Here is a 20,161-nt window from a genome sequence, read left to right on the forward strand (position 1 = left end):
TGCCCGGCGACGCTGTGCGTGCCGGGCAGTGACAGCGTTACTCTTCAGCCAGCAGTTTCGCCATTAACACCCGGTCAATCGCCCCGGTGTCGTAGTGCGCCAGCGTCAGCACCTGCCCTTTGCTCAGCGCCAGCGCCAGCTCCGGGGTGATGTGCAGGCTGGCGGCAACCTCCTCTTTTTCAAGGCCAGGTTTGCGTTTGCGCCGCTCGATGCGGAAACGGAGCTGGTTGTACTTCGCCCAGCCAATCAGCACCGCGCCATTGATTAACGCCACCATCAGATAGAACGACAGCGTATCCAGGGTGCTAAAGAACGGGCGATCTTCCACAAACGGCGTGTGCGAGAGCGCGGTTATCAACCCGGCATAGATCAGGTATGAAAACCCGGCCCATGCCATCAGCGTCAACACCACGTCCATCACGCGCGGGAACACGCGTTGTTCAGTAAAAATTAACGGTTGATTCATTACTCAATTCTCCCAATACCACGGTCAGGGCTAACCCAGCGGGCACGACTACGCTTGCGGCGCAGCATGACCTTCGGGAAAGCAACGAGGGTTGTGAACAGACTTAACATCCAGTAAACCACCGGGAACCAGATCACCCAGAACAGCGACGCGCCAATGCCTTTTTCATAGCGTCGCTCTATCAACAGACTGACCATAAATTGCAGCAGACAGACCACGCCGAGCATCAGCCCGGTAAAAGCGGGTGGCAGAAGGTGCTGGATATATAAAGAATCGGGCACAGGCACGATAAGGCCGATCAGGTAAAGGATCACGCTGATGGCGTAGGCGAAGGCCCAGACGGTTGATAAGCAAAACTCTAAGAATAACGGCCACATACGACGATATTCCCAGGCCCAGAGGCGTCGCATATTGACGATGAACACTTCAGCCCCGCCCTGTGCCCATCGCAGCCGCTGTTTCCATAGCCCTTTTACGGTTTCAGGCATCAGGATCCAGCACAGCGCCCGCGGTTCGAAGAAAACGGACCAGTGGCGTAGTTGCAGCTTCCAGCTGATATCAATGTCTTCGGTGATCATATCCGGGCTCCAGTAGCCCACTTCCGCCAGTGCGCGACGACGGAAGGCGGCGATCACCCCGGAAACGGTAAACACCTGGCCGTACACGCGCTGGGTGCGCTTGATAAGGCCGATGATGGAAGAGAACTCCCCCACCTGTACGCGGCCAATCAGCGTCGAACGGGTACGAATGCGCGGGTTGCCGGTGACCGCCCCGACGCGGGGATGATTTAACAGCGGCGCGACGAGATAGGCGGCAGCGTCTTTGTCGAGCAGCGCATCGCCATCAATACAGACCAGAAAATCACTGCGCGCCGCCGCCGCACCCGCCTGCAACGCCACCGCTTTACCCTGGTTCTCCGCCAGATGAATCACGCGCAGACGCGGGTACTCTTCTGATAACTGGTCGAGCACTTGCTGGGTGTTATCTTTCGAACCATCGTTGATGGCGATAACTTCAATATTTTCATAGCGCTGGGCCAGCGCCGCCTCGATGGTTTCCCGCGCATTCACCCCTTCGTTATAGCAAGGGACAAGAATCGAAATCAGCGGATTTCCCTCCAGTTGCGGCGCAGGCGTGCCTTCGCCCCAGGGCCAGCGGCGCTCGCGGTAGTACCAGAAATAGAGCCCTCCGCTCATCCACAGCGCGGCCATAAACAGCGGCCAGAAAAAGACGAAGTTTAAGATCACCTCGCCTGTGAAAATCACAGCCATCCCCAGCGGGAAGCTGAACATCAGGCAAAGGATCAGGAACGCGACGATACGATCGGTCATTTTTGTGGGTACCAGTATGATGAGAAGACAGAGCGAACTTCCGTCATCTTCGGTTGATCGTTGAGGAAATCATCCGGGTAGTAGCCGAAGTTTTTTGCGCCGCTTAACTTAAGCTGACGCATCCACTCAGCCAGCTGATCGCCGCTGATCTCGTCGTCCCCTTCCTGCTGCCGCCAGTCCCGGGCCTGCAATTCAAAAACAGTTTTCTCAAGCGCACCGGGGCGTCTGGCGACGCTTTCGACGAGCTTATCCAGCCAGGCATTGGCTTCGTCAGTGGACACTTTTTCCATCAGCGGCATCGCCATCGGTGCCGTCCAGTTGTAGGTATTCAGGAAATCATCCAGATTCTGCGCAAACCAGGCTTCGCTCTGCGGCTCCAGCACCGGCATGGCGTAGATGTTGCGGGCGGTGAGCACCTGCGGCCCGCGCACGGCACGCACGGTCTGGGTCAGTTGCTGAGTGAACGCAATCAGCGCCCGGCTCTTAAACCGCGTCCATTGCGCAAAGGTCTGCGGATTGCTGTGGATCTGCGCAATGCTGTCCGGGAAGCCCGCTGCCTTGTACGCGCGCATCGCTCCCGGTGACGCATCTTCGAAATCAGAGAGGAAAGCGTCATCGTGATAGAGAATGCCCTGGAAGGTGGCGCTGCGGGCCAGATCCTCATAGATGTCATTGATGCGCGACCGGGCAACCGGGTCCCAGGGCGAGAGACGTTTATATTGCTGCGGCTGAACCGCCGCGCGTCCGTTTTCTGGCGACCAGGCGGTAACGCGGGTGAGCGAGTTATCAAAGTCAAAGGCCAGCACCGGCATCCAGGCGTAGACGTATACCCCGCCGCGGGTCTGCAACTGCCAGGAGACAAAGTTGAACAGGTCAGCGCGCATCGGTAGCCAGCGGTTGGGGAAGTACAGCTCGTGCACGTTGCCGTCGCCTTTCGGATCGGCGTAGGCCTGCAAAAAGACGTGGGAAACGCGCATGTCATAGACCCGCTGGATCAGCGCATCAATATTCTTACGCTGCTGCACCGGATCTTTGTCATAGACGTAGTCGAGATCGATGTGCATCACCCGCATCGTCTGCGGTTCACGAACCTGCGCGATCTGACTTGCAAAGTTCCGCAGCGACGGGTTGTCGGTGATGAGAATGCGCGGCACATCGTCAAGGTTGGCGGCGTTGGCAAGGCCGGGGTTTAGGGTAAACGCCAGTTCATAGCCGTGATTGCGCGCCAGCCGAAGCGTGGTGCCATTCGCCGCACCGTAAGGCCAGACCCAGGCGCGGGGCGATTTGCCGGTGACCTGGGCGATTTTCTGCGTCACCCGATCCAGATCGGCGTTGATCCGCGCTTCATACTGCGCATCGGATTCATACTGCCCGGTTTTATTGTCATAGGCCCGGTTAGCCACGGCAGGCAGCTTGCTGCCCTGCGGATTCGCCACAATCCCGTAGTGCGACGCCCAGGTATGCGCGCCTATCTCCACCAGCGGCGACTGGCTTAACTCTTTAACCATCTGCCAGGTGGCAAATTTATTACGCGGGGTTTTCAGGCCACCAAAGTCCACGCTTTGCCCGGCCGGGGCATCGACCCAACTGCCGACCGGAGCCCAGAGTGCAGGCCAGTTGTAGGCTTTCAGCAGCGGCCAGACGCGGGTGTAAAAGCTGCTGTAACCATCGTCGAAGGTTAACAGCACCGCTTTTTCCGGCAGGGTGATTTTACCCGCGTGCGCATCCAGCACCTGCTGGACGCTGATCGGGTGATAGCCGCTGTCGCGCAGCCAGGCAAACTGATCGTTGAGCGCACTGGTACGAACGGAGAGATAGCGCTGATCCGCCGCCCCGTCTTCCACATCGTGATAGCCCAGGACCATAAAACTGTTTTTCGGCCAGGGGTTATCCGCAGCCAGTGTGATCCGTTGAGCCGGGGGGATATAGCGAGGCGTTTCCGCAAACGCCTGAGCGGTGACCAGCATCCATCCTGCGATGAATAATACGGCGCGTAGCCATCGATTACACATGGACAATCCTCAGAACCTGACATTCAGATCAAAGGCGAGGGCAATGTTCCGCTCTCGCTTACCGTCATAGGGGCGCTTATCCCAGGTGAGCATCACCCCCGCATCTACTACGTTATTCCATTGAATTCGCTGACCGTAACCGAGCTGGGTGATCGCCCCGCTGCTCTGATTTTTCTGCCAGTAACGCCCGGCCCCCGCCGTGAATTGCTGCTTCCACTGGGTGTCGTAATGGCGGTACATCACATGCTCAGCGCTGAGATTGGGCGCGAGGGAGAAATCGCGTTTCGGGTTGTAATACGGCACATCCTCTTTGGTGTTGGTGCTGCCGCTGATGCCCGGCAGTAAATCGAGAGTGAAGCGCGCCGAGGTATAGAGCCGCTCTTTGCCGCTTAAGCCGTATTCAACGCGGTCGTTGCCGTCGGAGAAATGCAGCGCGGAAACCTGAATCTGGTATTCACGGCGTTCGTTTTGATACCAGCGCAGATAGGCGTCGCCGCCGTCGGCATGCACGCCGTTACGCAGCGCGCGCAGCGGGGTGTTACGGGACAACCGTTCGGCGTTGGCTCCCAGCCGCCAGTGGTCGCTGAAGTCGTGCCAGCCTGAAAGCCGCCCGCCGATTTTCTGTCCGTCGCCGTAGTTGCGGCCTGAGACTTCCATCTCCGCCCAGTTGTTGCGCGAGGTCCATTCGGCACCGGCGGCCAGATCGCGGTTAATCCCCTTTCCTTCTTCGAACTCGCCCCGGTTAAAGTTGAACCCGGCAAACAGCCGCCAGTTGTCATCAATGGGTGGGCTGTAAATCGCTGAGTTAAGGGTGAAGTCATGCTTACCGCTTACCGGGCTGTCGGAGGAGATGCCCTGCGATCCGCTGATCCGCAGTTCCGCTTTGTTGTGAACGGCCATGATCCGCTGAAGGCGCAGCGTGGCTTCATCGTCGGGGCTGCGGGCGACCACGTCGTCGGTTAACTCTTTGGCCTGCTTCCACTCCTGTAAATCCAGCGCCGTCCATGCCTGTTGACGCTCAAGTTCGAGGTTACTCGGCTCGATCACTTCCGCCAGTTTCAGCTCGGTTTCCGCCTGGCGCGGCAATCCGCGGGCCAGCAAAATCGAGGCGTAGGCGATGCGCAGCGCCTGGTTCCCGGACCCGGTGCGGGCCAGTCGTTCAGCGTGCTTTTCTGCGGTAGGCAGATCGTTAGTTGCCACTTCATAGTCGGTGAGCAGCGTCTGGCCGAGCAGCCAGTTGTCGTTGGGTTGCGGGGTCGGCGAACCGTAGACCTTTTTCAGGTAGGGAGCTTCTTTGATCATCCTGTCCACCTGCTCTTTTGCCTCATCGAAATGGTTGTTATCAATGCGGGCGTAGAACAGTTCCTGCTGATCGTCGTCGGTCAGCGGCGTGACGGGCAGTGTCGAACCGCGCGGGAAGTAAATCTCTTCCAGCATCGCTTCCGCTTTCGCCGGTTCGCGCTGTGCAAGCCAGGCGGAGGCGACCCAGCGTTTGGCATAGGTGGGGATCGGCTGCCCGTCAGCTTCAAGGGATTCATACTCGCTGATTGCCTCCGCCGTGCGCTTACGCACCACCAGCACCCCAATGCGGTCGATTCTGGCGCGGCGGAGATCGTTTTGCGCTTCCGGTTTCTCTTTCCAGGCGGCGATAAGCTGGTCATAGCGGGCCAGGGCTTTGTCGGCGTTGAGAAAACGTTCCTCTTCGTTACGCGACGGCGCAAAGGCCCCGCGCACCGTTTGTGCGGCGGCATCCAGTTGCAGACGGCGCTCCAGCGCATCGGGCTGGGTGCTTTTTTCGCTCATTTCCAGCGCCGGTCCGGCAATGCGGTTGGCCTCCATCGCCGCCAGCAGCGTCGGCTGAGCGGTGCGGTTTTGCGGATCCTGCTCGGCGGCACGACTGGCCGCCAGTAACGCATCCCAGTTTTTGCCCTGCGCATGATAGACATAGGCCACCAGCGCATCGCGCTCTGGCCCCGGCTCGTTTTGCGCCCACGCCGTCGCCTCGGTGATCGCCTGCTCTTTGTGGCCGGCATCGGAGAGAGTCATGATCCAGCCGGAGCGCGCATCGCTGTTGGTTGGTTCTTCCTCCAGCACCTTTTCCCAGACGAAGAGTGACTCATCCCATTTCTTCTGATTACGCAGCGCACGCGCCGCCGCCACCTGACCGCGCGCCGGGATCGCCATGCGGTCGCGATAACGCTCCCAAATCGCAATGGTATCTTTATCACTGTCAGCCCAGCCGGAGACCTGCAACCAGTCAGCCACCTGGCCCGGCGTCAGGGTCATCTGGCTTTCCTGATATTTGAGATAATTCATCAACGGCGCACTGTCTCCTCCCCGCGCCTGAATAATCAGATCGTCGTAAGCAGTCGTGGCGCTATGGGCAAAAGCGGGAAACAAAACGCTTATTGTAAATAAGCAGGTTCCGCGACTTAAGCGTTTAACTGAATTGGCACGTCGGCGAATACTGAACATAGATGTCCTTACTTCCTGATACCAGAGTTGAGCATTTCATTTATTTGTTGCCGCAATATGACTAAATTTACGGGCCAGTTCCAGAATGATATTTACCCGCAAAAATAAAAAAATTTCATACTTTAGACTTAGATAAATTTATTCCACATTCATCTATCGCCAGTCAAAATATTGATTAGCGACAGGGAGAGTCTGACATTGAGAATTAATACTGGCTATACGACTTTAGTTTATATCCGCAGCAAAATCCCGCTATGCCGGAGCCTTAGCCACTTACCTTATTTTCGGCAATGCTTAGAAATTTAATATAAGTCATTAAATCCGCCAGAGCATGATTACCAGACAAATGAGCGCAACGGGAAATAAATATATTACACGCGTTTTTACGGGGGATATGTGCTGACAGAAAGGGTCGCAGCGAAATAATTATTTCCCTGCTTATTATTTATCTCCATGGGTGTAAAAGGGCCCGGCGGAAGAATACCGCCGGGCAAGACAAAGGGTTATTCTTCTTTTAATACCACCACGCACTGTCCGGCGCGAACGGAGGAGCCAGGTTTAACGCGTATTTGCTCCACCACGCCATCGGCGCTTGCCAGCAACGGAATTTCCATTTTCATCGACTCCAGAATAACCAGCACGTCGCCTTCGCGAACGCGCGCGCCCGGTTCAACATTGACCTGCCAGAGGTTGCCGGAGATCGGGCTGTCAATGCCCCGCTGCCCGGCGGTTAACGGCGCGTCTGCGCTCTCCTCCGTCAGCACCTCCTGACTGTCAAAATGCGCCTGCCCGGAGGCCTGCCAGCGTTCGCGTTCGGCGTTAAACGCCGCCTGCTGATGGGTGCGAAACGCCCCGATGCTGTCAGCTTCCTCCGCGAGAAACTGCTGATACTCTGCGAGGCGCAGGGTGCTCTCTTCAATGTGTAGCGGATAGCGACCGAGCGGGAAATCGCGGCGGATGGTGAGCAGCTCGTCGGCCGATACCGGGTAAAAACGGATCTGATCGAAAAAGCGCAGCAGCCAGGGTTTACCGCCAAATTCCGCCACCTCGCGGTAGCGATTCCACATCTGCAAGGTGCGCCCGACGAACTGGTACCCGCCCGGTCCCTCCATGCCGTAGACGCACATATACGCCCCGCCAATACCCACCGAGTTTTCCGCCGTCCAGGTACGCGCCGGGTTGTATTTGGTGGTCACCAGACGGTGCCGCGGATCGAGCGGCGTGGCGACCGGTGCGCCGAGATAGACATCGCCGAGGCCCATCACCAGATAGCTGGCGTCAAAGACGGTTTTATACACCTCATCAATATTTTCCAGATCGTTGATGCGGCGGATAAACTCCAGGTTGCTCGGGCACCATGGCGCGTCGCGGCGCACGGTGGTCATGTATTTATCAATCGCCATCTGGCAGGCCGGATCGTCCCACGACAGCGGCAGCCACACCACACGCGACGGCACCTGCAAATCCTCGCGTCCTGACACATCGTGCCAGACCTGCTTCAGCGTCGAAAGCAGCGTTGCCAGCGGCATCGCTTCCGGCTGATAGTGAATTTGCAGCGAGCGGATGCCGGGCGTCAGGTCGATCACCCCGGCCAGCGCCATGCCTTCCAGCGCCTGCATCAATGCATGGGCGCGAAAACGCAGCACCAGATCCAGTTCCGGATCGCCTATTTCCAGCAGCAGATGGGTATCGCCGGAAAGCCGCGCCACCAGCCGTTTATCGCCGTGCCCGGTTTCCATGACCACCGGCGTGTCCGGCAGCGCCGGGTGCCAGTTGATGTTGACCGGCTGCAGCGAGGCCAGTTCCTGCGCGCGTCCCTGGGCCAGCAGACGCGCGGTCGGGATATCCACCGGAATAAAGCGCACGCGATCGCCCGCGTTAAGCTGCCCAAGCTGCCAGAGATCCGCTTCGATAATGGTCACCGGGCAGACAAAACCGCCGAGGCTGGGACCGTCCGGGCCTAAAATCACCGGCATATCCCCGGTGAAATCCACCGCGCCAATAGCGTAAGGGTTGTCGTGAATATTCGACGGGTGCAGGCCCGCTTCGCCGCCGCTCTCGCGCACCCACTCCGGTTTCGGCCCGATCAGACGCACGCCGGTACGACTGGAGTTGAAATGCACTTCCCAGTCGGTGGCAAAAAAGGTGTCGATGTAGCCCGGAGTGAAGTACTCCGGCGCGCCGTGTGGACCGTAAATCACCCGCAGTTCGCGCACCGGCGCGAGTGCGGTGTGCAGCGCTTCGGGCAGCGTTGCGCCGGTGGTGGTATCGGTGAGCGGGGCAAGATGCAGCACGTCGCCGGTGCGCAGCGCCCGCCCGCCATGGCCGCCAAACTGCCCGAGGGTAAAGGTGCTTTTACTGCCGAGATAATCCGGCACCTGAATGCCCCCGCGCACGCAGAGATAGCTGCGCACACCAGCGCCTGTCGGGTTGCCCAGACGCAGGGTGGAACCCGCCGCGATAGTGAACACGGTGTTCATCGGTACCGGCTGTCCGTCGAGGGTGGCGTCGATGCTGGCCCCGGCGAGGGTGATGACCGCGTCGGTATTAAATTTCAGCGTCGGACCGCTGAGGGTGATCTCCAGCCCGGCGGCCCCGTCGTCGTTACCGAGCAGGCGGTTTGCCAGCCTGAGCGCCCGGTCATCCATCGGGCCGGACGGGGGCACGCCCACCGCCCAGTAGCCGGTTCGCCCCGGAAAATCCTGCACCGTGGTCTGGGTGCCGGCACTCAGCACCTCTACCGTGTCGGCCTGGTAGCGCAGATTTTCCAGGCAGCGCGTCCAGGGTTCACCGCTGGCAAACGGCGCGTCGCTGAGGATCTGGCGTAAATAGTGACGGTTGGTTTCCACGCCATAAAGACGCGTGGCGGCCAGCGCCTGGTCAAGCTGGGCGGTGGCGGCTTCACGGGTCGGCGCGTGGGTGATGATTTTCGCCAGCAACGGATCGAAGAACGGCGGCACGTCGCAGCCGGACTCCACCCAGGTATCGATGCGCAGGCTTTTTCTGTCGGACGACGGGAACACCACTTCGGTGAGCAGGCCCGGCGACGGCTGGAACTGGCGGCCCGGATCTTCGGCGTAGACGCGCGCCTGGATCGCGTGGCCCTGCGGGTGCAGCGTGGCGGCGATCTCCGCGAGCGGCGGCAGATCGCCTGCGGCCAGTTCAATCATCATGCGCACCAGATCGACGCCCCACACCTGCTCGGTGACGCCGTGTTCAACCTGCAAACGGGTGTTCACTTCAAGGAAGTAAAACTGCCCGGCGTCGCTGTCGTAGACAAATTCCACCGTCCCGGCGCTGCGGTAACTGACCGCCTGACCGAGGCGGATCGCCGCCGCGCACAGCGCCTGCGCCATGCCGTCGGGCAGATTCGGTGCGGGGGTTTCTTCCAGCACCTTCTGGTTGCGGCGCTGGACGGAACAGTCGCGCACGCCGAGGGCAATCACCTCGCCCGCGCCGTCACCGAAGATCTGTACTTCCAGGTGACGCGCGCGCTCGATGTATTTTTCGATAAACACGCCCGCGTCGCTGAAGTTGTTTTTGCCGAGGCGCTGGACCGCATCGAAGGCGTCAGCCAGTTCCGCCGCGTTGTAGCAGACCCGCATGCCGATCCCGCCGCCGCCCGCCGTGCTTTTTAGCATCACCGGGTAACCGACCTGTTCAGCAGCTCGCAGGGCTTCATTGCTGTCGGCGAGCAGTTCGGTGCCTTCGAGCAGCGGGACGTTTTGCGCTTTCGCAATCGCGCGGGCGGTGTGTTTTAAACCAAAGAGGCCTAACTGTTCCGCCGTCGGGCCGACGAAGGCGATGCCTGCGGCTTCACAGGCGTCAGCGAATGCGGCGTTTTCAGAGAGGAAACCGTAGCCCGGATGGATCGCCTGTGCGCCGGTTTCCCGTGCGGCGGCGAGAATTTTATCCACCTGCAAATAGGTTTGCGCCGCCGGGCCGCTGCCCAGGCTTATCGCTTCGTCGGCGTCGCGGATATGCAGGCTGGTGGCGTCAGATTCGGACCAGACCGCCACGCCCGCGACGTTGATTTCGCGCAGTGTGCGCAGTATGCGACAGGCAATCGCGCCCCGGTTGGCAATAAGTAATTTGGTAAACATGATCCAGCCCCAAACCGTGGCGGGTCGTCCCGCCGGAAAGTGTTTGCCCTGCCTGGTCGTCCAGGGGGAAAAGGTTTAGCGCCCGTTGCCCGGCGTCAGGCGGTTAGCGCGCACTTCAAACAGCCGGAAAATCGCGCGGCGCACTTTGTGTAAGCGGCTCAGTTCCATACCAGCACCTCGGCGGGGGTCGGGTTCCAGCCATTGCAGGGGTTGTTAAGCTGCGGGCAGTTGGAAATCAGCACGATGACGTTGCATTCGGCGCGCAGTTCGACGTATTTACCCGGCGCGGAGATGCCGTCTTCAAAGGTCAGCCCGCCCTCTTCGGTCACCGGCACGTTCATAAAGAAGTTGATGTTGGCGGCGATGTCGCGCTTGTGCAGGCGTCCGTCGTGCAGGCAGGCGCAGAGAAAGTTATCGCGGCAACTGTGCATGTAACGTTTATCCAGCGCATAGCGCACGGTGTTGCTCTCCTGCGCGCAGGCCCCGCCAAGGGTGTCGTGACGCCCGCAGGTATCGGCGGTGATGGTCAGCAACGGGTTGCCCAGTCCCGACCAGAGCACGCTGCCGGTGGTCAGGTAGACGTTCCCCTGGCGGCGCAACGTGCGCTGGGCGTCGTAGCGCTCGCGGGGGTTGTCGGCGTTGTAAAACAGGGTATCGATGGCCTGGTTGCCGTCGAGATCCAGCAGGCGCAGCGTCTGGCCTTTTTTCACTTCAAACAGGTAGTGCTCTCCCGCCGGGATCACGTGGCGGAATACCGCCTGCTCAGGATTTTTGCTGCTTTCAGTCAGCGTCATATCGCGTCTCCTTACAGGGCAAAAAGGTGGGTGTTGGTCAGCGCGCGGTCATTTTCCGCCCGCGTATGCAGCGCGTTTTCGCAGGCCTGCGTATCTTCCGCCGTGAACCAGCTAAGCTGAACCGGGCGCGGGGCGTATTCCGGGTTTGGATCCATAGGATGTTGTAACGTAGTGAGCACGATCAGGGTGTCCATCGGTGCGTACAGCTCCACAAAACTGCCGGGCTGTGAGAAACCGCTGATAAAGCGGAAGCTGCCGTCGGCGTCCACGCTCACTTTGCTGAAGAAATTCACCACCATCAGCAAATCTTCCAGGCCCAGATCCCACTTGCCCATCTCCACCAGCAGGTTATCCATGCCATTGCGGTAAAAGCCGTTGCGCAGTTCCTGATAGCGCCCCTGGCCATATTTTTCGGCGGTTTCTGCCGCGTTGAGCACGCCACCAAAAGGGTCGTGCCAGCCGCAGGTATCCGCCACGATGCCCGTCAGCACGCGGCCCATATCGGAATAAAAACAGTGCCCGGTGGTGAGCTTCGCGGTGTGCTGGCCTTTTAAGGTGTCGGGCAGATTCAGGCGTTCACTCTTTTCATGGGCGTTAAGCATCATCATGCTGACGTTCGCCCCGCCGTCGGTGTCGGTCAGGCGCAGGATCTGCCCGCGTTTAAGCACAAACGAGAGGTGTCCGCCGCCCGGCACCGTCTCTTCGCGAAGCGGGGTGGCAGCGTGGTGTAGTTGGGTCATCAGATATACTCCTTCACTGAGAAAACGTTAGCGGGCGCGGTCGCCATCACTTCCGCCATCCGCGCTTCGTTGAGCGGAATGTCGTAGGTAATGCGCGCGCCGTAAGCATTCGGCGCATGGGGATCGATGCGCACTTTGTCGAACACCAGCAGGCGGGTGCCGAGGTTAAAACCTTCTGAGAGGTCGTGGGTCACCATAAACACCGTCATGCGGGTTTCGCTCCACAGTTGCAGCAGCAGCGCGTGCATGTCCTTGCGGATACCGGGATCGAGCGCGCCGAACGGCTCATCCAGCAGCAGCACGCGCGGCTGCATAATGAACGCCTGGGCGATGGCTAAACGCTGTTGCATCCCGCCGGAAAGCTGCGCCGGGTATTTTTCCAGCGCGTGCCCCAGCCCGACTTTGTGCAGCATCTGTGCGGCCTGCTCGCGGGCGGCGCGTTTGCGGGCACCGAACAGCCGTCCGGTGAAGGGTGCGTTCGGCAATTCAAGGCCGATGGCCACGTTGTCGAGCACGTTAAGGTGCGGGAAGACCGAATAGCGCTGAAAAACCACGCCACGGCTGCGATCCGGTTCGGCGGCGAGCGGTTTTCCCTCAAGGGTGATGCTGCCCCGCGTCGGCGCTTCCTGGCCCAGCAGCAGACGCAGAAAGGTCGATTTGCCGCAGCCGGAGGCCCCGACCATCGAGCAGAACTCCCCTTCCTGAATTTTCAGGTTGACGCGCTCCAGCACCACGTGGTCGCCGTACTCCTGCCAGATGTTGTTGATGTCGATAAAACTCATGCTTTGCCTCCCTGCGCCCACGGGAAACAGGTTTTGTGGAGCTGACGCAGGCCCAGATCCATCAGCCACGCCAGCAGGGTGATCCACACCACGTAAGGGATGATCACGTCCATCGCCATGTAGCGGCGAACGAGGAAGATGCGGTAGCCCAGTCCGGCGGTGGAGGAAATCGCTTCGGCGGAGATCAAAAACAGCCATGCGGAACCAAGCAGCAGACGCAGCGAGGTGAGCAGCCGGGCCAGCAGTTGCGGCAGTACCACCCGCAGCACCAGACTCCAGCTATTCGCGCCGAGCGTCTGCGCTTTGATGATGATCTCCTCAGGGATCTCGCGGGCGCGGTGCTCCAGATCGCGCGCCAGCATCGGCGTGATGCCGATGACAATCAGCATGATTTTTGACAGTTCATCCAGGCCGAAGACGATAAACAGCACCGGCAAGATCGCCAGCGGCGGGATCATCGACAGCACGGTCATCAGCGGTGAGAGCGAGGCGCGCCAGAGCGGGAATACCCCGGCGGTCACCCCGATGCACAGCCCAATCAGCGAGGCGATCGCAAGCCCGGTCAGCAGACGCGCGAGGCTCACCAGGGTGTCCGTCCAGAACAGATAATCGCCGCTGCGCCGATCGGCGGTGAACGCCATCCGGTCGAGGGCCGCCAGCATCTGATCAAAACCCGGCAGCAGTTTGTCGTGCGGGTTGGCCTCAAGCCGGATCGCCGAGCCAAAGAAATAGGCGGCGAGGATCAGGACAAACGGCAGCAGCACGAGCATTACGCGCAGACCGGGTTTGGGGTGGCGGTTGATTTGTCGCATGGCGAAACTCCGTTTACGTCTGGGTTAAAGCGTGCCTGCAACGGCCATCTTCAGGAAAGTGTCGTCAAAGCGCAGTTTGATGTTGCTGGCATCGCCCTGGGTGACATTGCCCGGAAACGCCATGCCGATGAAATCCGCGCTCTGTGCACCGTCACCGAGCAGTCCCTTATCAAAGGAGAACTGCGCGACGCGCTGCATGGTTTTGGCAAGCTCGCCGGAGGTGGTAAAGGCCAGGTTATCCGCCGGGGTGTAGAACAGGTGGGTGGTTTTAAGCTGCGCCTGATAGCCCGCCAGATCGGTGCCGGACGCCGCCGCCATCGCGTTGAGGGCTTTTGCATCCTGGGCTTTCATCTGGCCCATCATTTCATACCAGGCACCGGTGAGCGCTTTGCCGAGCGCCGGGTTGTCTTTCAGCGTTTCGCTGTTGACCACCATCATGTCGATAAGCTCGCCGGGTACGGAGGAGGAACTGAAGACTTCGGTGGTGTCCGGCGTGCCTTTGATCACCGAAAGCTGCGGGTTCCAGGCGACCGCCGCCTGCACCGCTTTGGTGGAGAAGGCCGAGACGATATCCGCATCCGAGGTGTTCACCACGGTGACATCGCGCTCCTGTAAGCCCGCTTTTTCCAGGCCGCGCACCAGCAGGTAGTGGGAAACGGAGAGCTCCGGCAGGTAGATTTTCTGCCCTTTCAGATCGGCGAGGGTTTTACCTTTGCCTTTCATCACCACGCCGTCGTTGCCTTCGGAGTAGCTGCCGAGGATCAGCGCCGTGGTATCCACACCGCCCGCCGCCGGAATGGTCAGCGCGTCCATATTGGTCATGGTGCAGCCGTCAAACTGCCCGGCGGTATACTGGTTGATCGACTCGATATAGTCGTTAAGCTGCACGACGTTAATTTTGATGCCGTATTTGTCAGCCCATTTATCAATGATTTTCTCACCGGCAATCGTGCCCCACGGCATCCAGCCCGCGTAGATCGTCCAGCAAACGTTGAATTCTTTTTTGACCGCAGCAAAGGTGGGGAGGCTCGTGAGCATCACGACGCTGAGCGCGAGAGAGCGGAATAAGGAAAATCTCTTCATTGTTTGACCTCTGGTTGGCACGAAAATGGAGCAGCGCGACACCGTCTGGTGCTGCTGTCTCCCGGGTTTTTGTCCCGCCGTGTAACCTCGCTGAGGTCGCTCGCTCTCGGACCAGCATTCACCTGGGGTGAACCGGAACCCTAGCCAGCTATTTTTTACTGCCTGATGTCTGATGCGCTGCCTTCTGATTAATGATAAGCAAGCGCTGTGCCAGTTTTACTTCCCCCTGATGACGCCCTGTTTTAGCGCCTGTATCTGGCGATCGCCTTGATATTGCGACCCAAAATGGGGCAGTGCCACAATTGGGTGCATTGAGAAAGAGCTTATGTCGAAAAATATGCATCAGGTGCGCTTAACAATTAACCGCATAAATAATTTAACGATATTCGCGTTTTTTAACGTCATTGAATTGTTATTCGGGCAATGTAAAATCATAATGTTTATCCTAATCCATGTTTTTAACCTGACAGTTATGAGTCAGTCGATTTGCTGATGCTGTCAGGTGAGTCAACATGGCATATTCCTCGCGTGGTTACGGTTCCGGGCGATGAACATTATCAACGCGAGCAGGGTTTAACTCTTTTTCAGGGAAAGTCACGATGAATTTGCGCAGTCTGTTACTCCTTTTAATGGTCACTACCGTTGTCAGTTGTAAAGCACCCCCGCCAAAAATGACGGACGATACCATCGTGACCAGCCAGGTTAATGGCGTAACGCTCACTCACCGTTACGTGGTCACCCCGCCGAAGGAATTTAACCCGGTGAATGATGAATACCGGGCGCTCTATCCGGGCTCCATCATGAGCAAACCCGATTTTGGCGGTAAAGTGTTGGGCGCACTGAAAACCGGCGACACCTATACGGTGCTCGGCCTGGTTGAGCAGTCCTGGTTTGCCATCAGCGCCACCGATAATCCGCAGTTGCTGGGCTACGTGCCGCAGCGCGCGATGGTGGTGAGCGAGCGTTACGACCAGGCGCTGAAAAGCGATCGTCCCCGTGTGAAACGCGCGGCGAAGAAAACCACCTGTGTGGCCGTGGACGACAGCAGCAAAGCCTGTCAGAAAGGCGACAGCGGGACCTGGATCCTCGATTAATACGTTCAGGGGAGACGCACTCCCCAAATAAGACAATTCTGAACTAAAATGCTATCTGAAAGAGAAGCGTACCCGCTGGCGTTAATTTTTTATTCACTCAGGCTAACAAGGATTTTTATGAAACTCTGGCTCTCGGGTCTGGCGTTGCTCCTGGCATCTTCTACCGTGTTGGCCGGGAATTATCGCATTGTACAGTCCCCCTCTCAGAAGCTGGACGTCTGGATTGACGACATTAAGGATAATTCCCCGCAAAGCTGGTGTGGTGCTGAACTCCCGCTCCGCATCGTCACCAATGGTGATAAAAATCCGTTCATCCTCAGTAATTTTATGCCCCGCCTGGGCACATTACTTGCGAGCCAGTGTGAGGCCCTGGGGCTGATTAACTGGCAACTGGTGGACCCGCAGGATCATGTGCTCGCTAACGGCAGCGCCAGCAAAGAGAGCGACTGGGCGCTGGTGATTGCGCCGCAGACGCTGGAGCCGACCGAACCCAGCGAAACCACCACCGATATTTCTCCTCCGGCTGACCGCACGCCCTGGCTGGAATTTACCCTGCAGGACGGCTGCCACCTGCGCACCTTCTGGCGCGGCGATGCCGATGCCTCGGCGCTGTTTATTCCTTCCAAATCTCCGGATTTGTGCGAAAAAGGCGGCTGGCTGAATGGCCGCAGCGAGATCGTGCAGAGTGGCGATCGCGGCGAGAAGCGCATCACCATGACCTTTGTTCACGGTTTCCCGGTCAACGGGCTGAACAGCTCGGTGAATCCTGACCAGTTGCTCATCACCAGCGTGAATAATGAGCGCATGGTGGTCAGTAACGAAAAAGCGCCGCAGAGCTGGATGATCCTCCCCTACAGCCCGGAGATTAACGGCTGGAAGGCCAGCGGGTCTGTGGCGGTCGAGGTTTCACGCGATCTGGCGCTGGATGAAACGCGCTTGCAGGCGCGCTTAAATGAGATCCGCAAAGTGTGGTCGGGCTGGCTTGAACCCGGTACGTCACTGACGCTGCTGCTGGTGGATAATTTACATCCACAACTGCGCGATCCGGCGGCGGGCGCATGGCGCACGCAGAAATGATCCTGACCCTTTCGTCCGTTTTGAGCTGAGAAGCCGCACAATGACAGAACACGACTACACGAAATCCATCGCCGATGCGCTGCCGCCAGGCTATCGCTTCGACGAGTTTGAAATTCAGGATGTGATCCAGACGACGCAGACGGAAATCGTCTATCAGGCGTGGGATCACCAGCTTGAACGCGCCATTGCCATTCGTGAATTTATGCCCCGCGCCCTTACCGTGCGCAGCGATGACATGCGCCTGATCCTGCGCGGTAAGCAGGATCACCAGGCTTTTAGCGCCGGGCTGACCGCCTTTATTAAAGACGCACGCCAGCTGGCGCGTTTTAACCATCCAAATCTGGTGCAGGTGCTGCGCTTCTGGGTGCAGAACGAAACCGCCTATGCCGCGACCCTGTTTTATAACGGTATTACCCTGGCTGAACTGCATAAAATCCAGCCGGAAGCGATCGATGACGAGTGGATCCGCCGGGTGCTGCCGATGCTGTGCAGTGGGCTGTCGCTCCTGCACCGGGACGGCTTTGTGCATCGCAACCTGTCGCTGAATAGCATCCAGATTCAGGATAACGGTATGCCGTTGCTGCTTAACTTCGGCATTTCGCATCCCATCAGCGGCACGCCGGGCGACGGAGCCAACGCGCAGTTACAGGCCGGGTTTGCTCCGCTTGAGCTTTACACCAACGATCTGGCAAGTCAGATCGGCCCGTGGACCGATATCTATTCGCTGGGTGCGGTGCTCTACACACTTGTGCACGGCACCTGCCCGCCCGCCAGCGTGACGCGCAGTATTCAGGACAGTTGCGTGACGCTTAGTGACAATCCGCCCGCGGGTTACTCGCCTGCGCTGCTGCGGGCTATCGATAAGGCGCTGGCGCTAAAGCCGGAAGACCGCCCGCAGTCGATAGCGGAATTTGCCGCCCTCGCGGAGATTTACTCCGGCGAACCGGGTGAAATGGCCGCCAGCAAAGCGCCGGGCACCATGCTCATCCCGGTTGAAGAAGCCGAAGACGACCGCCGTAAAACGCTGTGGCGACGGGTGCAAACTCCGGTGCAGATCGCGGCGGGTATCCTCGTCGGGGTGATCGCCGGGGCGCTGATTTTTGGCTCGAAGCCTGCGGCGTTAACCGATAATCCTGAGGCCACCCCTGCCGCCACCGCCGCACCAACGGCGACGCCGGTTTCCACCACCCCTGCGGGCGGGCTTATCGCGCGGATTTATATCCGCATGAACGGCGCAAACCAGTTGCTGGTTAATGGCAAACCGCAAAAAGTGGTCGCCGCCGCCAGCGGCTATGCCTTCCTGCAATTGCCTGCCGGGAAATATGACATCACCCTGCAAAGCGGCAGCCAGACCCACACCCAGTCGCTGTCGGTTTCCGCTCCCGGCACCTGGCTTTTAAATCCTCAGGGCTAGCGCACAGACGGTCCCCTCACCCCGACCCTCTCCCAAAGGGAGAGGGTGAAAACCGGCCCTCATTTTTAGCGGTAAATTGTCTAAAAGGGCGCAAAACGGGAAATCCACCACGCGACGTAACGGATATTCGTCTACTGTTTTCTGAAGGTTGATTGCAGCGGTTTCGCTGTTCGCCCGCAAAGGAGAATAATTGATGACAAGATCTTTAACCCGCCGCCCTCATACGCTGCTTTTTGCCATCCAGCTGGCTTTAAGCGGTGCTTTATTAAGTTTTTCACCGCAAATTCTCGCCGAAGAAGCCCCACGACAGGCCCAGCCGCAGCCGCCGGATATCCTGCTCGGCCCGCTCTTCGCCGATGTGCAAACCGCGCAACTCTTCCCCGATCAAAAAACCTTTGCCGATGCGGTGCCCAAAAGCGATCCGCTGATGGTGCTGGCGGATTACCGGATGCAGCGCAACCAGTCCGGGTTTGATCTGCGCCATTTTGTTGAGATGAACTTTATTATGCCCGCCGAGGGCAAAAAGTATGTGCCACCCGCAGGCCAGACTTTGCGCGCGCATATTGATGGCCTGTGGTCAGAACTGACGCGCACCACCAATACCGCCGGGAAGTGGGATTCCCTGCTGTCGCTGCCGGAATCCTACGTGGTGCCGGGCGGGCGTTTCCGTGAGGTTTACTACTGGGACAGCTATTTCACCATGCTGGGCCTCGCGGAGAGCGATCACTGGGACAAGATCGAAGATATGGTGACCAACTTCGCTTATGAAATTGACACCTGGGGACACATTCCTAACGGCAACCGCAGCTATTACCTGAGCCGCTCCCAGCCGCCGTTCTTCGCTTTCATGGTGGAACTGCTCGCCACCCACGACGGCGATGATGCGCTGAAAAAATACCTGCCGCAGATGGAAAAAGAGTACCAGTACTGGATGGACGGCGCGCAGTCGCTGCAACCGGGGTCCGCCAACAAGCGGGTGGTGAAATTGCAGGACGGGTCGGTACTCAACCGTTACTGGGATGACCGCGACACGCCGCGCCCGGAATCCTGGCTTGACGATGTGACCACGGCGAAAAATAACCCTGACCGCCCGGCGACGGAAATCTACCGCGATTTGCGTTCCGCAGCGGCCTCCGGCTGGGACTTCAGCTCGCGCTGGATGGACGATCCCAATAAGTTAGGCACCATCCGCACCACCAGCATTGTGCCGGTCGATCTCAATGCGCTGATGTACAAAATGGAAAAAATGATCGCCCGTGCCGCCCAGGCGAGTGGCGACAGCGCCAAATCCAGCCAGTTTGAAGCGCTGGCCGATGCGCGGCAAAAAGGGATGGAAGCCAATCTGTGGAATGACAAAGAGGGCTGGTATGCCGATTACGATCTGAAAACGCAGAAAGTGCGTAATCAGCTTACCGCTGCTGCGCTGTTCCCGCTGTTTGTGAACGCGGCGGCGAAAGATCGTGCCGATAAAGTCGCGGCCGCCACCGAAGCACGGCTGATTAAAGCGGGCGGCCTGACCACCACCACCGTTAACAGTGGTCAGCAGTGGGATGCGCCTAACGGCTGGGCACCGCTGCAATGGGTCGCCGTGGCGGGGCTGAAAAACTACGATCATGAAAAAGTGGCGATGGATGTGACCTGGCGTTTTCTGACCAACGTGCAGCACACCTATGACCGCGAGCAGAAGCTGGTTGAGAAGTATGACGTCAGTACCACCGGTACCGGTGGCGGTGGCGGCGAATACCCGCTTCAGGACGGTTTTGGCTGGTCGAACGGCGTGACGCTGATGATGCTGGATCTGGTCTGCCCGAAAACGCAGCCCTGCGACAGCGTGCCAAAATCACAACCGGCGGCCAACAGCGAACCGGCTACACAAAAAGTCGCTCAGTAAGTCCTCTCACCTGCTACCAAATCTGGTAGCAGGTTTTCCCTTTGTGATCCCCACTTCCCCTCTCGCGCTTCGCTTTCGCGGCGTTTA

The 20,161-nt window shown here is 58.8% G+C and carries 14 protein-coding genes and 1 riboswitch; of the genes, 4 read left to right on the forward strand and 10 right to left on the reverse strand.

The annotated features are described in order from the left end of the window. Nucleotides 1-37 precede the first annotated feature (37 nt). From pgaD to BM373_RS10870, 10 genes are all read right to left on the reverse strand, one after another. Nucleotides 38-466 carry a poly-beta-1,6-N-acetyl-D-glucosamine biosynthesis protein PgaD gene (gene pgaD, locus BM373_RS10825; protein WP_090461443.1) on the reverse strand — a complete coding sequence of 143 codons (429 nt, stop codon included), beginning with the start codon at nt 464-466 and terminating at the stop codon, nt 38-40. Then, nucleotides 466-1,797 carry a poly-beta-1,6-N-acetyl-D-glucosamine synthase gene (pgaC, locus tag BM373_RS10830; RefSeq protein ID WP_090461444.1) on the reverse strand — a complete coding sequence of 444 codons (1,332 nt, stop codon included), beginning with the start codon at nt 1,795-1,797 and terminating at the stop codon, nt 466-468. Before pgaC ends, pgaD begins: the two co-directional genes overlap by 1 nt. Beyond that, on the reverse strand, nt 1,794-3,809 hold the full coding sequence (gene pgaB / locus BM373_RS10835) for a poly-beta-1,6-N-acetyl-D-glucosamine N-deacetylase PgaB (protein WP_090461445.1): 2,016 nt from the start codon (nt 3,807-3,809) through the stop codon (nt 1,794-1,796). Before pgaB ends, pgaC begins: the two co-directional genes overlap by 4 nt. Before the next feature lie 9 nt (nt 3,810-3,818). Next, complete coding sequence (gene pgaA / locus BM373_RS10840) at nt 3,819-6,284, reverse strand: poly-beta-1,6 N-acetyl-D-glucosamine export porin PgaA (RefSeq protein ID WP_090461446.1); 2,466 nt, start codon at nt 6,282-6,284, stop codon at nt 3,819-3,821. A gap of 503 nt (nt 6,285-6,787) precedes the next feature. Beyond that, nucleotides 6,788-10,387: an urea carboxylase gene (gene uca / locus BM373_RS10845; RefSeq protein ID WP_090461447.1), complete on the reverse strand. Its 3,600-nt coding sequence runs from the start codon at nt 10,385-10,387 to the stop codon at nt 6,788-6,790. Between the two features lie 158 nt (nt 10,388-10,545). Next, nucleotides 10,546-11,181 carry an urea amidolyase associated protein UAAP2 gene (locus tag BM373_RS10850; protein ID WP_090461448.1) on the reverse strand — a complete coding sequence of 212 codons (636 nt, stop codon included), beginning with the start codon at nt 11,179-11,181 and terminating at the stop codon, nt 10,546-10,548. Nucleotides 11,182-11,192: 11 nt separating this feature from the next. After that, on the reverse strand, nt 11,193-11,921 hold the full coding sequence (locus tag BM373_RS10855) for an urea amidolyase associated protein UAAP1 (protein ID WP_090461449.1): 729 nt from the start codon (nt 11,919-11,921) through the stop codon (nt 11,193-11,195). Next, on the reverse strand, nt 11,921-12,703 hold the full coding sequence (locus BM373_RS10860; protein WP_090461450.1) for an ABC transporter ATP-binding protein: 783 nt from the start codon (nt 12,701-12,703) through the stop codon (nt 11,921-11,923). The genes BM373_RS10855 and BM373_RS10860 overlap by 1 nt, the downstream gene beginning before the upstream one ends. Further along, nucleotides 12,700-13,515: an ABC transporter permease gene (locus tag BM373_RS10865; RefSeq protein ID WP_090461451.1), complete on the reverse strand. Its 816-nt coding sequence runs from the start codon at nt 13,513-13,515 to the stop codon at nt 12,700-12,702. Before BM373_RS10865 ends, BM373_RS10860 begins: the two co-directional genes overlap by 4 nt. Nucleotides 13,516-13,539: 24 nt before the next feature. Next, the gene (locus BM373_RS10870; RefSeq protein WP_090461452.1) at nt 13,540-14,598 is read right to left on the reverse strand and encodes a putative urea ABC transporter substrate-binding protein; all 1,059 of its coding nucleotides are present in this window, start codon (nt 14,596-14,598) and stop codon (nt 13,540-13,542) included. A 56-nt stretch (nt 14,599-14,654) separates the two neighbouring features. Next, nucleotides 14,655-14,753: riboswitch (guanidine-I (ykkC/yxkD leader) on the reverse strand. Between the two features lie 444 nt (nt 14,754-15,197). Here BM373_RS10870 and BM373_RS10875 point away from each other — a divergent pair. The 4 genes from BM373_RS10875 (at nt 15,198) to BM373_RS10890 (ending at nt 20,074) form a co-directional block, all read left to right on the forward strand. Next, nucleotides 15,198-15,692 carry an SH3 domain-containing protein gene (locus BM373_RS10875; protein WP_090461453.1) on the forward strand — a complete coding sequence of 165 codons (495 nt, stop codon included), beginning with the start codon at nt 15,198-15,200 and terminating at the stop codon, nt 15,690-15,692. Between the two features lie 117 nt (nt 15,693-15,809). Further along, on the forward strand, nt 15,810-16,769 hold the full coding sequence (locus tag BM373_RS10880) for a hypothetical protein (RefSeq protein WP_090461454.1): 960 nt from the start codon (nt 15,810-15,812) through the stop codon (nt 16,767-16,769). A 40-nt stretch (nt 16,770-16,809) separates the two neighbouring features. Beyond that, nucleotides 16,810-18,183, forward strand: a complete 1,374-nt coding sequence (locus BM373_RS10885) for a protein kinase domain-containing protein (protein WP_090461455.1) — start codon at nt 16,810-16,812, stop codon at nt 18,181-18,183. Between the two features lie 193 nt (nt 18,184-18,376). Continuing rightward, complete coding sequence (locus BM373_RS10890; RefSeq protein WP_090461456.1) at nt 18,377-20,074, forward strand: alpha,alpha-trehalase; 1,698 nt, start codon at nt 18,377-18,379, stop codon at nt 20,072-20,074. The last annotated feature ends 87 nt before the right edge of the window (nt 20,075-20,161 follow it).

Source organism: Enterobacter sp. kpr-6, assembly GCF_900116015.1.
Classification (GTDB): Bacteria; Pseudomonadota; Gammaproteobacteria; order Enterobacterales; family Enterobacteriaceae; genus Enterobacter_D.